The organism is Pantoea sp. DY-15, from assembly GCF_019795935.1.
In the GTDB taxonomy this organism is placed as follows: domain Bacteria; phylum Pseudomonadota; class Gammaproteobacteria; order Enterobacterales; family Enterobacteriaceae; genus Pantoea; species Pantoea leporis.
Map to the genome: position 1 here is coordinate 562721 of NZ_JAIMIF010000001.1, position 15155 is coordinate 577875.

Sequence of the window (15155 nt, forward strand, 5' to 3'; positions counted from 1 at the left end):
TGGGCGTAAAGCGCGCAATAATACGGGTTTTATGCGTGCTTCGCTATTCAGTCAGCCAAATTTGTCTCAGACTGGTTAAGGTTGTTACGCCATTCCGCTTGCCGATTTTTCTTTCTGGAACAACCTCACAAAATTCCATGGCTTAATGCATTTATGACATAAGCTGCGGTGAAGCTGGCTCTGGAAATGTGATCGCTGCCGGATTAATGATTGCAGCCATCTGGAGGCAATGATAAAACCGGTTGGGTATTCATAACCGTTCGATATGACAGTGGTGAGGGGAAATGACTCAGGTTTATAATTTTAGCTCTGGCCCGGCTATGCTGCCGGTAGAAGTGCTCCGTCGCGCAGAACAAGAACTGACAAACTGGCACGGATTAGGCACCTCGGTGATGGAGATCAGTCACCGCAGTAAAGAGTTTATTGCTGTTGCAGAAGCGGCAGAACAAGATTTTCGCGATCTGCTGAAAATCCCAGCCAACTACAAAGTTTTATTCTGCCATGGCGGTGCGCGTGCGCAGTTCGCGGCCATTCCCGGTAACTTGCTGGGTGATGCAAAAACCGCGGATTATATTGACGGCGGTTACTGGGCTCACAGCGCAATTAAAGAAGCTGAGAAATTCTGCTCGCCAAATACCATTGATATCAAAACTACGCGTGATGGTAAGCGTGCTTTATTACCAATGCGTGAATGGCAGTTAAATGATGATGCGGCTTATGTCCATTTCTGCCCGAACGAAACGATTGATGGTATTGCTATCGATGAAGAGCCGGATTTTGGCGATAAAGTCGTAGTTGCCGATCTCTCTTCTACTATTCTGTCTCGTCCAATCGATGTGAGTCGCTATGGCGTGATCTACGCTGGCGCGCAAAAAAATATTGGCCCGGCGGGCTTAACCTTAGTGGTTGTGCGCGAAGATCTGCTAGGCAAAGCACAACGTTATGTGCCTTCTATCCTTGATTACAAGGTGCTGGCCGAAAACGAATCGATGTTTAACACCCCGCCGACTTTCGCATGGTATCTCTCTGGCCTGGTATTCAAATGGCTGAAAGAGAAGGGCGGCGTGGCTGAGATGGACAAGCTGAATCAGGCAAAAGCCGACTTATTGTATGGCGTGATTGATAACAGTGCGTTTTATCGCAACGATGTCGCAAGCGAAAACCGTTCACGTATGAACGTGCCATTCCAGTTAGCCGATTCTTCATTGGACAAAGTGTTCCTGGAAGAGTCACTCAAGGCTGGGCTGCACGCATTGAAAGGCCATCGCGTGGTTGGCGGTATGCGTGCATCGATCTACAATGCGATGCCGCTGGAAGGGGTTAGAACGCTCACTGAGTTCATGGTCGACTTCGAACGTCGCCACGGCTAATTGCTTTTTTCATGCCAGCTTGTCTGGTATCAGACCCCGTCACACGATGGGGTCTCGTATTTTCTGGAGATTTGGTTTCACATGCAGGACTCCCTGACTCTACAACCGATTGCTCGCGTTGACGGCACGGTAAACTTACCGGGTTCAAAAAGCGTCTCGAACCGCGCACTCTTGCTGGCCGCGCTGGCAAAGGGCACCACCCGCCTGACTAACTTGCTTGATAGCGATGACGTTAAGCACATGCTGAATGCCCTCAAAGCGCTGGGTGTCAGCTATACGCTCTCAGACGATCGCACCGTATGCGAAGTAGTAGGTAACGCGGGCCCTTTACATGCTGAAAAACCGCTTGAGCTGTTTCTCGGTAACGCAGGTACAGCGATGCGACCTTTGGCTGCCGCGCTGTGTTTGGGCGAGCAGTCAATCGTTCTGACTGGCGAGCCACGCATGAAAGAGCGTCCGATTGGTCATCTGGTTGATGCACTGCGTCAGGGCGGAGCAAAGATTGACTATCTCGAACAGACCGATTACCCGCCAGTGCGTCTTAATGGCGGTTTTGTTGGTGGGGAAGTCAGCGTCGATGGCAGTGTATCCAGCCAGTTCCTCACGGCATTGCTAATGACCGCGCCACTGGCGCAGCAAGACACCATCATCACCATAAAAGGCGATCTGGTTTCTAAGCCTTACATTGATATCACCTTGCACCTGATGCGCTGCTTTGGTGTGGATGTTGATAATCAGGACTATCAGCGTTTTGTGGTTAAAGGGCAGCAACAGTACCAGTCTCCGGGCGATTATCTGGTGGAAGGTGATGCGTCTTCTGCATCATACTTCCTCGCTGCCGCTGCCATTAAAGGGGGTACCGTACGTGTAACCGGTATTGGCCGCAACAGCGTACAGGGCGACATCCGTTTTGCTGATGTGCTGGAAAAGATGGGCGCAGTGATTGAGTGGGGAGATGACTATATCTCTTGCACACGCGGATCGCTGACGGCAATCGATATGGATATGAACCATATTCCCGATGCGGCAATGACAATTGCAACTACTGCACTTTTCGCTCAAGGCACCACGTTGATGCGCAACATCTATAACTGGCGCGTAAAAGAGACCGACCGTCTTGCTGCGATGGCGACTGAGTTACGCAAAGTGGGGGCGGAAGTAGAAGAAGGGCAAGACTTTATTCGTGTCACACCCCCGGCTCAGTTGCAACATGCGGACATCGGTACTTACAACGATCACCGTATGGCAATGTGCTTCGCACTGGTGGCTCTGTCCGATACGCCGGTAACCATCCTTGATCCAGGCTGCACTGCGAAAACCTTCCCGAGCTATTTCCAGCAGTTGGCGAAAATCAGTCATACTTCCTGAGCGTCTAATCCGGTGCACTGCGCCGGGTTTCTTTGCTCTCTGCTGGCCTTATCAGGCGGAAATTCTTCTGAATCTGTCTATATTTCTAGCGCTGTCTACGCTAAAGGGTAACTAACCCGACGCAGGCAGCGTATAATGCCGCGCAATCCAGGCAGCCTGGAAGGGCTGACAATAAGCACGCAGCAACAGGAGAGAACAATGACGGCAATCGCCCCGGTTATTACCATCGATGGGCCAAGTGGCGCGGGTAAAGGGACTTTATGTAAAGCGATGGCGGAGTCGTTGCAGTGGCACTTACTGGATTCTGGCGCTATTTATCGCGTTTTAGCATTGGCCGCACTTCACCATCAGGTGGATATTGAGTCCGAGGAAGCATTAGTACCGATGGCTGCGCATCTTGATGTGCGTTTTTTATCGGTTGACGGTGAAATGCAGGTGATTCTTGAAGGTGAAGATGTCACCGGTGAAATCCGCACGCAAGAAGTCAGCAACACCGCATCGCGCGTTGCCGCTTTCCCGCGGGTGCGTGAGGCATTGCTTCGACGCCAACGTGCATTCCGCGAAGAGCCCGGTTTAATCGCCGATGGACGCGATATGGGAACCGTGGTTTTCCCTGATGCGCCAGTGAAAATATTCCTCGACGCTAGCTCGGAAGAGCGTGCGCATCGCCGTATGCTACAGTTGCAGGAGAAAGGCTTTAATGTTAACTTTGATCGCCTTTTATCCGAGATAAGGGAACGCGACGACCGCGATCGTAATCGTGCCATCGCCCCTTTAGTGCCTGCCACAGATGCTCTGGTACTGGATTCAACCAGTATGTCGATTGAGCAAGTGATTGAAAAGGCGCTTGATTATGCTAAGCGTAAGTTGGGCATTTAATCTTTCGGCAACCGAATTGCTGTAACCCTGTACCAAGGACCCGGTGCAGGGCATGTGAAACAACCCCATCCGACAATGAAGTCAGGTGGACGTTAAATTGAAGAATCCTAAGATTATCAATATGACTGAATCTTTTGCTCAACTCTTTGAAGAGTCCCTGAAAGAAATCGAAACCCGTCCGGGTTCCATCGTTCGTGGCGTTGTTGTCTCTATCGACAAAGACGTAGTTCTGGTTGATGCGGGTCTGAAATCTGAATCTGCAATTCCTGCAGAGCAGTTCAAGAACGCAGCCGGCGAACTGGAAATCCAGGTAGGCGACGAAGTTGACGTTGCGCTGGACGCAGTAGAAGACGGCTTCGGTGAAACCCTGCTGTCCCGTGAGAAAGCTAAACGTCACGAAGCTTGGATCACGCTGGAAAAAGCTTACGAAGACGCTGAAACTGTTACCGGTGTTATCAACGGCAAAGTTAAAGGTGGCTTCACAGTTGAGCTGAACGGTATTCGTGCGTTCCTGCCAGGTTCACTGGTAGACGTTCGTCCGGTTCGCGATACTCTGCACCTGGAAGGCAAAGAGCTTGAATTCAAAGTAATCAAGCTTGATCAGAAACGTAACAACGTCGTGGTTTCACGCCGTGCAGTTATCGAATCTGAGAACAGCGCTGAGCGCGATCAGCTGCTGGAAAACCTGCAGGAAGGCATGGAAGTTAAAGGTATCGTTAAGAACCTCACTGACTACGGTGCATTCGTGGATCTGGGCGGCGTTGATGGCCTGCTGCACATTACCGATATGGCTTGGAAACGCGTTAAGCATCCGAGCGAAATCGTCAACGTGGGCGACGAAATCACTGTTAAAGTGCTGAAGTTCGACCGCGAGCGTACCCGTGTATCTCTGGGCCTGAAACAGCTGGGCGAAGATCCTTGGGTTGCTATCGCTAAGCGCTATCCAGAAGGCACTCGCCTGACTGGTCGTGTAACCAACCTGACTGATTACGGCTGCTTCGTAGAAATCGAAGAAGGCGTTGAAGGTCTGGTACACGTTTCAGAAATGGACTGGACCAACAAAAACATCCATCCGTCTAAAGTTGTAAACGTAGGCGATGTGGTTGAAGTAATGGTTCTGGACATCGATGAAGAGCGTCGTCGTATCTCCCTGGGTCTGAAGCAGTGCAAATCTAACCCATGGCAGCTGTTCGCTGAGACCCACAACAAAGGCGATCGCGTTGAAGGTAAAATCAAGTCAATCACTGACTTTGGTATCTTCATCGGCCTGGACGGTGGCATCGACGGTCTGGTTCACCTGTCTGACATCTCCTGGAACGCGACTGGCGAAGAAGCCGTTCGTGAGTACAAAAAAGGCGACGAAATCGCTGCCGTTGTACTGCAGGTTGATGCAGAGCGCGAGCGCATCTCTCTGGGCGTGAAGCAGTTGGCTGAAGATCCATTCAACAACTACATCACCCTGAACAAGAAAGGCGCTATCGTGACTGGTAAAGTCACTGCAGTTGACGCGAAAGGTGCTACAGTAGAATTAGCTGACGGCGTAGAGGGTTACCTGCGCGCTTCTGAAGCTTCTCTGGACCGCATCGAAGACGCAACTCTGGTTCTGAGTGTTGGTGACGACGTTGAAGCTAAATTCACCGGCGTTGACCGTAAGAACCGCGTTGTGAGCCTGTCTGTTCGTGCTAAAGACCAGGCTGATGAGAAAGAAGCTATCAACACTGTTAACACCAAACAGGATGAAGGCAGCAACTTCTCTAGCGCGATGGCTGAAGCGTTCAAAGCGGCTAAAGGCGAGTAATCGACCTAAGGCACCGGACGATGAAAATCGTCCGGTTTCGGTAAAAGCTGTCATACCTTTCCAAATAAGGATTAACCGGAGGTTACATGACCAAGTCAGAACTAATTGAGAGACTTGCTGGCCAGCATACTCATATTCCGGCGAAAGTCGTTGAGGATGCGGTCAAAGAGATGCTTGAGCACATGGCCACTACGTTGGCCCAGGGCGAGCGCATTGAAATCCGGGGATTCGGCAGCTTTTCTTTGCATTACCGTGCACCGCGTACGGGTCGTAACCCGAAAACGGGCGACAAAGTGGATCTGGAAGGTAAATACGTTCCCCACTTTAAGCCGGGCAAAGAATTGCGTGACCGTGCGAACATCTACGGCTAAGCCGTTACCGAACGATAAAAACGACACTTTAGGGTGTCGTTTTTTTTTGTTTAAAGTATGCGGAATTGAGACCTGCTCTCCAAAATGAAGTCTCATCAATGTAATCTCTGCAAAAGTCTCGGAATCCATCGCGACACACTCTCTTTTCAATGAAGTAAATCCCTGCTTTTCTCGGCACACTCTTCCGCCAATGAGGGAGAGTAATGATGCATATGAACTGGATTGTTCTGGCCAGATTGATGATTGCCTCGGCATTGCCGTTGGGCATATTGCCGCACATACCCGCAGCCAACGGAATAGTCATCATGGTTGTATTCGCTGTGGCGCTTGGGTTGATGCCAATCACGTTGCTACGGCTTGCAGGGATTGCTCTCTTAATGTTGGCCTGGACATTGACTGAAGCCCGCCAGATGGTCAATGCCATCGGGGATCTGACTGCCGCCACAATTGAAGCCATTGTACGGGTGACTGAAGTTCGTGAACAGAAGCAGCAATTAACCGTGCAAATCTTGCGTGTCGGTCAGCGTTATCAGTTTCCACCTCTCTTTGTCACGCTCAATAATGCTTCGATGGAGCAACCGTACTGTGCCGGTCAGCGCTGGCAGATGAAACTGCGACTGCGTGCCGTCCACGGCAGATTAAATCAAGGCGAGTTCGATCTGCAGCGCTTTGCCTTGTCTAATCACACGCCGCTGCAAGGGCGCATCATCAGTCAGCAGGTGGAATCGCTTACTTGCAACTGGCGGACGCGTTTAATCAATCATCATCTACCCGCATTCGATACGCTCAAACAACCGGCAATTATGCAGGCTTTAGCGTTTGGTATACGTATCAACATGACTGAAGAGCAGCGACAGTTGCTGCGGGAAACAGGTACTGCCCACTTGATGGCAATCTCGGGAATGCATATTGCATTAGCTGCCAGCGTTGGATGGCTGTTGGCGCGTGCTATCCAGGTAATTTTGCCGGGTCATTTGATTGGTCATTTATTTCCGCTGCTGGTTAGTGTTATGACCGCAGCGACTTACACGTGGGTTTCTGGCAGTCATGCACCGGCCCAGCGCGCGATGATCGCGCTCATATTATGGATAGGGATGCGCAGCGCCGGTTGGCAGCTCAGTGGCTGGCAAGTCTGGACGTTATGTATCGGCGCTTTGCTGGTACTGGATCCATTAACTGTGCTGTCAGAAAGCTTTTGGTTGTCGGCACTGGCGGTCGCGATGCTGATTGCCTGGTATCAATGGTTTCCATTACCACATCGCTTTCGCGCAAAGCGTCGATGGCTGTTATTGCAATTGCTACATCTGCAGTTAGGAATGATGATCCTCATGGCTCCACTACAAATCTTCCTGTTTCAGGGAATAAGCCTGAGTGCGTTATTAGCAAATCTGATCGCGGTGCCGGTTGTGTCTTTTGTCACGGTGCCACTGATATTGCTGGCAATGCTATTGCCAGTGCCGCTGATTTCAACGGGATTATGGTCTCTGGCGGATCTTTCCATAAGCCAGGTCATGCTCCTGCTGCAGTGGTTACCCGCTGGCTGGTGGGCATGGAGCGATACGTTACCTGCTATCGTGCTGCTGTGGGTAGGATTAGTTCTCTGGCGCAGCAAGCTGATTTATCGCAGTGTGATGCCGTGCTTTAGCCTGATACTCGCAATCATCCTTTGGCGCAGCGCTTCACAGCGTGATGACTGGCAAATCGACATGATTGATGTGGGGCATGGCCTGGCGATTGCCATTACACAGGGCAATGAAGTGGTGATGTATGACGTTGGACCGGGTTGGAAACAGGATGATGCCGGTTCGCGCGTCATTCTGCCATGGTTGCAGTATCACGGCAGAAGCCTCCATTCTTTGATATTAAGCCACAAGCATCTTGATCACCGTGGTGGGCTACACTCATTGCTCAAAGTTAATCCAGCGGTAGCAATTCGTAGTGCCCTGGCGGAAGACGGACACCTGCCATGCTTCCGTGGTCAGCGATGGCTGTGGGGCAAATTGCAATTTACCGCTTTGTGGCCGCCGGAGAATCAGACCCAGGGACAAAATAACGATTCCTGTGTGGTGCGAGTCGATGACGGGCTCTTTAGCGTGTTACTCACCGGGGATATTGAGTTAGAAGCCGAGAGAAAAATTGTCGCGCTGGAAAAAGAGGCTCTGAACACGACAATTTTGCAGGTTCCGCACCATGGTAGTCGGACTTCATCAGGCGCATTACTGTTACGTAATGTTGCTGGGAAAGCAGCATTTGCTTCGGTGGCGCGGTATAACGCCTGGCGTATGCCTGCGCCAGCCGTGGTGCAACGCTATCGTCAGCAAGGCTATATGTGGTACGACACGGCACAATCGGGTCAGATTCATGTGGGTATCAGACAAGGTCATTGGCAAATTAAGGGCTTAAGAGAGCAAATAATGCCTCGATGGTACCATCAGTGGTTTGGCGTCAAACGCGATTCCAGGTAGAATGAGCGGCTATTTCAAACAGCGTGAATAAATAATGCATCAAGATAAAGATCTCTCAACGTGGCAGACATTCCGTCGACTCTGGCCGATGATTGCGCCCCACAAGGCTGGCTTGTATGTGTCAGCGGTGGCGCTGATACTCAATGCGGCAGGCGATACCCTGATGCTCTCTCTGTTGAAACCTTTACTGGATGATGGCTTCGGTAAAGCAGACAGATCCGTAATGCTGTGGATGCCGCTGGTGGTAATTGGCCTGATGCTGGTACGTGGCGTGACCAGCTATATCTCCAGTTACTGCATCTCATGGGTGTCCGGCAACGTGGTCATGAACATGCGTCGCCGCCTGTTCGGCCATATGATGGGCATGCCGGTAACCTTCTTTGATCAGCAATCAACGGGGACGCTGCTGTCACGCATCACCTACGATTCTGAACAGGTGGCCTCTTCCTCTTCCAGTGCACTGGTTACGGTGGTGCGTGAAGGGGCCTCAATCATTGGCCTGTTCATCATGATGTTCTATTACAGCTGGCAGCTGTCTTTGATTCTCATTGTGCTGGCACCGATCGTCTCCTTTGCTATTCGTACTGTTTCCAAACGTTTCCGCAGCATCAGTAAGAACATGCAGAACACCATGGGACAGGTCACTACCAGCGCCGAACAGATGCTAAAAGGGCATAAAGAAGTGCTGATCTTTGGTGGCCAGGAAGTGGAGGCCAAGCGTTTTTCTCAGGTCAGTAACAGGATGCGCCAACAAGGCATGAAACTGGTGTCAGCATCTTCAATCTCTGATCCGGTAATCCAGTTGATTGCCTCGCTGGCACTGGCATTTGTGCTTTATGCCGCCAGTTTCCCAAGCGTGATGGAAACGCTGACAGCCGGTACCATCACCGTGGTGTTCTCATCAATGATCGCCCTGATGCGTCCGCTCAAGTCACTGACCAACGTGAATGCGCAGTTCCAGCGTGGTATGGCGGCTTGTCAGACGCTGTTCTCGATTCTTGACAGTGAGCAGGAAGTGGATAACGGCAAGCGTGAAATGGATCGTGCTAAGGGTGATGTGGAATTCCGCAACGTGACTTTTACCTATCCAGGCCGTGAAATTCCTGCGCTGCGTGATATCAACCTGTCGCTGCCTGCCGGTAAAACCGTTGCACTGGTCGGCCGTTCTGGCTCTGGTAAATCCACTATGGCCAGCTTGCTGACGCGCTTCTACGACATTGATAGCGGTGAAATTCTGCTGGATGGCCACGATCTGCGCGAATACACCCTGCGTTCACTGCGTAATCAAGTGGCATTGGTTTCCCAGAACGTTCATCTCTTCAACGACACCGTCGCCAACAACATTTCTTATGCCCGTAATGGTCAATACACGCGCGAGCAAATCGAGCAGGCTGCGACCATGGCGCATGCAATGGACTTCATCCAGAAGATGGATAATGGCCTTGATACCGTGATAGGTGAGAATGGCGTGCTGCTTTCCGGTGGTCAGCGTCAGCGTATTGCGATTGCGCGTGCGTTACTACGCGACTGCCCGATTTTGATTCTCGATGAAGCCACATCAGCGCTCGATACCGAATCTGAGCGGGCGATTCAGGCCGCACTTGATGAGCTGCAGAAAAATCGCACCTCACTGGTGATTGCGCACCGTCTGTCGACCATTGAGAAAGCCGATGAGATCGTCGTAGTTGAAGATGGTCGCATTGTCGAACGCGGTACTCACAGCGTGCTGCTTGAACAGAAGGGCGCCTATGCGCAGCTTCACAAACTGCAGTTCGGTCAATGATCGAACGCATCTGGAGCGGGCGCTCGCCGTTATGGCTGCTGCTATGGCCACTGAGTCTGCTTTATGGGGCGATCACCCTATTGATTCGCCTCAGCTTCCAGCGCGGTTGGCGAAAAAGTTGGCGCGCGCCTTGCCCTGTGATTGTGGTGGGGAACCTCACCGCAGGTGGGAATGGTAAAACGCCCGTAGTGATTTGGTTGGTGCAGGCGCTGCAACAACGTGGAGTACGTGCTGGCGTGGTGTCGCGGGGTTACGGCGGAAAAGCTGAACGTTATCCGCTGCTGGTTACCGCTGAAACGCCCACGGCGCAGGCTGGCGATGAGCCTGTGCTGATCGCTCAACGCACGCAGGTGCCGGTCGCCGTTGCGCCACAGCGGCGTCTGGCGGTAGAAGGCTTGCTCGCTGCGCACGATCTGGATGTGATTATCACCGATGATGGCCTGCAGCATTACGCGCTGCAGCGCGATCGCGAAATCGTGGTGGTGGATGGAATGCGTCGTTTTGGCAATGGCTGGTGGTTACCGGCTGGGCCGATGCGTGAACGCGCCTCACGACTTAGCACCGTAAATGGGGTGATCGTTAACGGCGGCGATGCGCAGGCGGGCGAAATTGCGATGTCATTGCAGCCCGGTCTGGCGGTCAACCTGATCAACGGTGCAAGCGTGGCGTTAGCGCAATTGCCGGAAATTGTCGCGATGGCCGGCATTGGTCATCCACCGCGCTTCTTCAACACGCTTAAACAGCAAGGCATTAAGCCAGTGGCTGAAATTGCCTTCGCCGATCACCACGCTTACAGCGAAGACGAATTGCGTCGTCTAACTCAGGCAGATCAGTGCTTGCTGATGACGGAAAAAGATGCTGTGAAATGTCGTAGCTTCGCTCGCCCAAACTGGTGGTATCTGCCGGTTGATGCGCATCTGCAAGGCGCAGCGGTGGCAACCTTGTTAGACGATATCACCCATCTCTGCACTACCGCGCGCGACGCCCGTTCGCGCTAACCACCGAAAAGGGAATGGAGCCATGAACCTCGTCGCTTCCCTCTCGTTGCAAACTGCTCGTCATCTGCATCTGGCTGCTCAGGGACTGTTACGTCCTTTGGGCCGCCGGGCGCGCTTTGCCGATATTCACGCGACTGTGCGTCAGATGTCTTTGCTGCAAATCGATACCATTAATGTGGTGGCACGCAGTCCTTATCTGGTGCTGTTTAGCCGCCTTGGTGCATATCAGGCCAATTGGCTGGAAGAGGCGTTGGCCTCGGGCGCGTTATTTGAATATTGGGCACATGAAGCCTGTTTTATTCCCTTCGAAGATTACCCGTTGCTGCGCCATCGCATGCTGGAACCGCAGCGACTTGGTTGGAAATACAACCAACAGTGGGTCGAGGAACATCAACAGGAAATCACTGACCTGCTGCAACACATCTCCGCCAATGGTCCGGTGCGAGCCGCTGATTTCAGTAATGATAAACAGACCAAACCGGGCTGGTGGGCGTGGAAACCGCATAAGCGTCATCTAGAGAATTTGTTCAGCGCCGGTCAGTTGATGGTGGTGGAGCGGCGTAACTTCCAGCGGGTTTACGATCTGCACAGCCGTGTAATGCCAGAATGGATTGATGAACAGCATGCGCTGAGTGAAGACGAAGCGGTGATACAGATGTTGAGTCACAGCGCGCGCAGCCTCGGCATTTTCCGTGGCAGTTGGTTAGCCGATTATTACCGGCTCAAACGCGCACCGCTCAAGTCATGGCTTGAGGATGCGGCTGCGCGCGGAGAAATTGTGCGTGTTGAGGTCGAGCAACTGGGCGAAATGTGGTTACACCACGCATTATTGCCGCTGCTGGAAAAGCCACTCTCGGCCACGCATACCGTGCTGTTGTCACCCTTTGATCCGGTGGTATGGGATCGTCGTCGCGCGCTGGAGCTGTTTAATTTTGATTATCGTATTGAGTGCTACACGCCAGCGGAGAAGCGCAAATATGGTTACTTTGTCCTGCCTGTCCTACATCGCGGCTTATTGAAAGCGCGCATCGACGCCAAAATGGAGCGTCAGGCGCAGCAATTAGTGATTCGTGCATTCTGGCTGGAAGAAAGCACACGCGTCAGTAACGCTTTCCTTAGTGACGTTCAAAAAGCCATTAATCGCTTTGCTGCGTGGCAAGGTGCCAATGAAGTGATTATCGAAAATGCGCCGGCAGAACTGCTGGCTGCCTGGTCAAATCGCTGGTCGATTGGTGAATAAAGCCGCCATTTTTCTGGCTTGAGTGCGCCATTCACGCGCACGCTATTATGATATGCTAACCGCCTGAAGCGGTCCTGAATGGAGAAGATTATGGATCACCGTTTACTCGAAATCGTTGCCTGCCCGGTATGCAACGGAAAACTCTATTTCAACAAAGAGCAGCAAGAGCTGATCTGTAAACCGGATGGCCTGGCTTACCCGGTACGTGACGGTATTCCAGTGCTGCTGGAAGTGGAAGCGCGTACGCTGTCTGTTGAAGAGATCCATCCATGAGTTTTGTTGCCATTATTCCTGCACGTTATGCTTCAACCCGTCTGCCCGGCAAACCGCTGGTGGATATTCAGGGTAAACCGATGGTGCTGCACGTTATGGAACGCGCCCGTGAATCGGGTGCCGATCGCGTAATTGTCGCCACCGATCATCCGGATGTGGCTGCGGCGGTAACGGCGGCTGGCGGCGAAGTGTGCATGACGCGGGTCGATCATCAGTCCGGTACTGAGCGTTTGGCCGAAGTGATCGAAAAGTATCAGTTTGCCGACGACACCATCATCGTTAACGTGCAGGGCGACGAGCCGATGATCCCGGCGGAGATTGTACGTCAGGTGGCAGGTAATCTGGCGCAATCTGAAGCCGGGATGGCGACGCTGGCGGTGCCGATCACCGATGCAGAAGAAGCCTTTAACCCGAACGCGGTGAAAGTGGTGATGGACGCCAAAGGTTATGCGCTCTACTTCTCACGCGCCACCATTCCCTGGGATCGCGAGCGTTATGCGCGTTCGCGCGAGCAGATTGGCGACACGCTGCTCCGCCACATTGGTATCTACGCCTATCGCGCCGGTTTCATCCGTCGCTACATTGCGTGGGAACCTTGCCCGCTGGAGCACATTGAGTTGCTCGAACAGCTGCGCGTGCTGTGGTACGGTGAAAAGATTCACGTCGCGGTGGCAAAAACTATCCCAAGTGTTGGGGTGGATACGCCGGAAGACCTTGAGCGGGTTCGTCTCGCTATGCAGGGTTAATCTCCGACCGGCCAGCGGCTCTCGCTGGCCTTAAAGTTTGATCTGGCGCTAAGCTTTGCGCCGCCATCACCTCCAGCATATTCCAGCCCTTTGACTTCGGAGGATATTGCATGGAACAGCTCCGTTCAGAACTCGCGTTGGTGCTTGGTGAAAGCATCAGTCGTCTCGAAACCATTAGCGAGCAGGCGCACACGCGGCTGTATGCGCTTTACGATAACGCCGGTAAACCGATGCCGCTGGTGGCGAAATATTTTCGCCATCAGGGACGCGCTGCGCTGGAAGCCAAAAAACTTACCATGCTCGGTCATGATGGCTTGATCGCCGTGCCCGCCGTGTTTGGTCTGGTGCTTAGCCAGCAAAAGCCGGTACATGAAATGTTGCTGATGGCACGCTTTAACGGTGTTTCTGCGGAAGCTCCGGCCCGCAGCGCAGCACGCTGGGAACAGCTGTGCGAACAGATCGTCGAAGGCGTGCTAGCGTGGCATCGTATCGACAGCCATGGCTTAGTCGGCAGCGTGGACAGCGTGCAGGAAAATAACTGGCCCGCATGGTATCGCCAGCGAGTGGATGTGTTGTGGTCAACGCTGGGTTATTTGTCACCGCCGTTTTTTACACTGGAAGATCGTCAGATTCTGTTTCGCAGCCGTCAGCTATTACCGCGTCTGTTCAACGGATTTGAAGATCCCTGCGTATTGATGCACGGCAACCTGCGCTTAGCCAGTATGTTAAAAGATGCGCACAGCGATCAGCTTATTGCCATGATGCAGCCGGGTAACATTCTCTGGGCTCCGCGCGAATACGATCTGATGCGCCTGGCGGATAGCGGCGCAGAAGCTTCACTGCTGCAGCACTATCTACAGCGCGCGCCCGTGGCGGAAGGTTTCCTCTGGCGGCGCTGGTTGTATCAGCTGTGGGATTGCGTCGACACGTTGGTCAGCAGCGGACAGTTTGACCGTCCGCGCTTCGATCACGCCCGCGCGCAATTACTCCCCTGGCTGGGTTGAGGTGAGATCGTCACCGCGCAGCTTCTGCCAGGTTTGTCCCAGCGTTTCATAGATCGCGCGCTCACTGTGTGCCAGCCACAGCGGTGACGGAATAGCGCGTTCCCACCAGTTTAGCGGCGAGGTCACCGCCAACTGATTCGCCGGTGCGGCCAGCGGATTCATGCCGGCACTTTGAAAGAAATGCATGGCCCGCGGCAGATGGTTGGCGGAAGTCACCAGTAAAAACGGATGTTCGCCAATCGTCTGTTTCACCGCGCGAGCTTCGCCAATCGTATCCCTTGGTTGATCCAACTGAATAATCGCTGCTGATGGCACGCCCAGACTTTCCGCCACTTCGGCCGCCACGCTGGCGCTGCTGCGTGGGTTTTCGCCGGCTGCTGCGCCAGTAAAGATCATTTTGGCCTGCGGATAGCGCCGCCACTGACGCACACCTTCGGCCACGCGCGGCAGACTGTTATTAATCAAGTTTGAACTCGGTGCCCAATTCGGATTGAAGGTATAGCCGCCGCCGAGCACCACGATATAATCGACCGGCTCGTTACCGCTCCAGGTGGGATAATGATTTTCCAGCGGTGACAGCAGGCGATCGGCAACCGGCTGCAGGCTCAAAATCAGCAGCAGCAGCCAGCTGCAAGAGATGAGGATTTTGCCGCTTTTTTGCCAGCGGCTGAACCAGAGCAGCAAAAGTCCTGCCGCCATCAGTAATAACAGCAGCGGCAAGGGAAGCAACATCCCGCCAATGACTTTTTTAAATGCGAAAAACATCGAATATGGCCTCTTTTGTCCAAAAAAACAGCTGCCAGACGGTTACTGCGGCATGAAAGGTTCATTCTTGTTGAGCCTGTGACAAAATAGCACAA

At 52.8% G+C, this 15155-nt stretch carries 13 protein-coding genes; 12 read left to right on the top strand and 1 reads right to left on the bottom strand.

Going from position 1 to position 15155, the window contains the following annotated elements; all coding sequences use genetic code 11:
- Positions 1-284 precede the first annotated feature (284 nt).
- The 12 genes from serC to K5Y32_RS02780 all read left to right on the top strand — a co-directional run bounded on the left by serC (position 285) and on the right by K5Y32_RS02780 (position 14295).
- Positions 285-1370 carry a 3-phosphoserine/phosphohydroxythreonine transaminase gene (serC, locus tag K5Y32_RS02725; RefSeq protein ID WP_222181736.1) on the top strand — a complete coding sequence of 362 codons (1086 nt, stop codon included), beginning with the start codon at positions 285-287 and terminating at the stop codon, positions 1368-1370.
- A gap of 81 nt (positions 1371-1451) precedes the next feature.
- Positions 1452-2738 carry a 3-phosphoshikimate 1-carboxyvinyltransferase gene (aroA, locus tag K5Y32_RS02730; RefSeq protein WP_222181737.1) on the top strand — a complete coding sequence of 429 codons (1287 nt, stop codon included), beginning with the start codon at positions 1452-1454 and terminating at the stop codon, positions 2736-2738.
- A gap of 198 nt (positions 2739-2936) precedes the next feature.
- Positions 2937-3617: a (d)CMP kinase gene (gene cmk, locus K5Y32_RS02735; protein ID WP_222181738.1), complete on the top strand. Its 681-nt coding sequence runs from the start codon at positions 2937-2939 to the stop codon at positions 3615-3617.
- Between the two features lie 121 nt (positions 3618-3738).
- Positions 3739-5415: a 30S ribosomal protein S1 gene (gene rpsA, locus K5Y32_RS02740; RefSeq protein WP_052025984.1), complete on the top strand. Its 1677-nt coding sequence runs from the start codon at positions 3739-3741 to the stop codon at positions 5413-5415.
- 86 nt (positions 5416-5501) lie between these two features.
- Entirely contained in the window at positions 5502-5786 is a 285-nt protein-coding gene (gene ihfB, locus K5Y32_RS02745) for an integration host factor subunit beta (RefSeq protein ID WP_003849360.1), read from the top strand.
- A gap of 206 nt (positions 5787-5992) precedes the next feature.
- Entirely contained in the window at positions 5993-8251 is a 2259-nt protein-coding gene (locus K5Y32_RS02750) for a DNA internalization-related competence protein ComEC/Rec2 (protein WP_222182873.1), read from the top strand.
- A 34-nt stretch (positions 8252-8285) separates the two neighbouring features.
- Positions 8286-10034 carry a lipid A ABC transporter ATP-binding protein/permease MsbA gene (gene msbA / locus K5Y32_RS02755; RefSeq protein ID WP_101760956.1) on the top strand — a complete coding sequence of 583 codons (1749 nt, stop codon included), beginning with the start codon at positions 8286-8288 and terminating at the stop codon, positions 10032-10034.
- Complete coding sequence (lpxK, locus tag K5Y32_RS02760) at positions 10031-11032, top strand: tetraacyldisaccharide 4'-kinase (RefSeq protein ID WP_222181739.1); 1002 nt, start codon at positions 10031-10033, stop codon at positions 11030-11032. The genes msbA and lpxK overlap by 4 nt, the downstream gene beginning before the upstream one ends.
- 22 nt (positions 11033-11054) lie before the next feature.
- Positions 11055-12272, top strand: a complete 1218-nt coding sequence (locus tag K5Y32_RS02765; RefSeq protein ID WP_222181740.1) for a winged helix-turn-helix domain-containing protein — start codon at positions 11055-11057, stop codon at positions 12270-12272.
- A 90-nt stretch (positions 12273-12362) separates the two neighbouring features.
- Positions 12363-12545, top strand: a complete 183-nt coding sequence (locus K5Y32_RS02770) for a Trm112 family protein (RefSeq protein WP_007887424.1) — start codon at positions 12363-12365, stop codon at positions 12543-12545.
- Positions 12542-13291, top strand: coding sequence for a 3-deoxy-manno-octulosonate cytidylyltransferase (gene kdsB, locus K5Y32_RS02775; RefSeq protein ID WP_049851021.1), 750 nt, complete (start codon positions 12542-12544; stop codon positions 13289-13291). The genes K5Y32_RS02770 and kdsB overlap by 4 nt, the downstream gene beginning before the upstream one ends.
- Positions 13292-13401: 110 nt before the next feature.
- On the top strand, positions 13402-14295 hold the full coding sequence (locus K5Y32_RS02780; protein ID WP_222181741.1) for a YcbJ family phosphotransferase: 894 nt from the start codon (positions 13402-13404) through the stop codon (positions 14293-14295).
- On the opposite strand, the gene elyC is transcribed toward K5Y32_RS02780, so the two are convergent.
- Complete coding sequence (elyC, locus tag K5Y32_RS02785) at positions 14275-15060, bottom strand: envelope biogenesis factor ElyC (RefSeq protein WP_222181742.1); 786 nt, start codon at positions 15058-15060, stop codon at positions 14275-14277. The genes K5Y32_RS02780 and elyC overlap by 21 nt on opposite strands.
- Between the last annotated feature and the right edge of the window lie 95 nt (positions 15061-15155).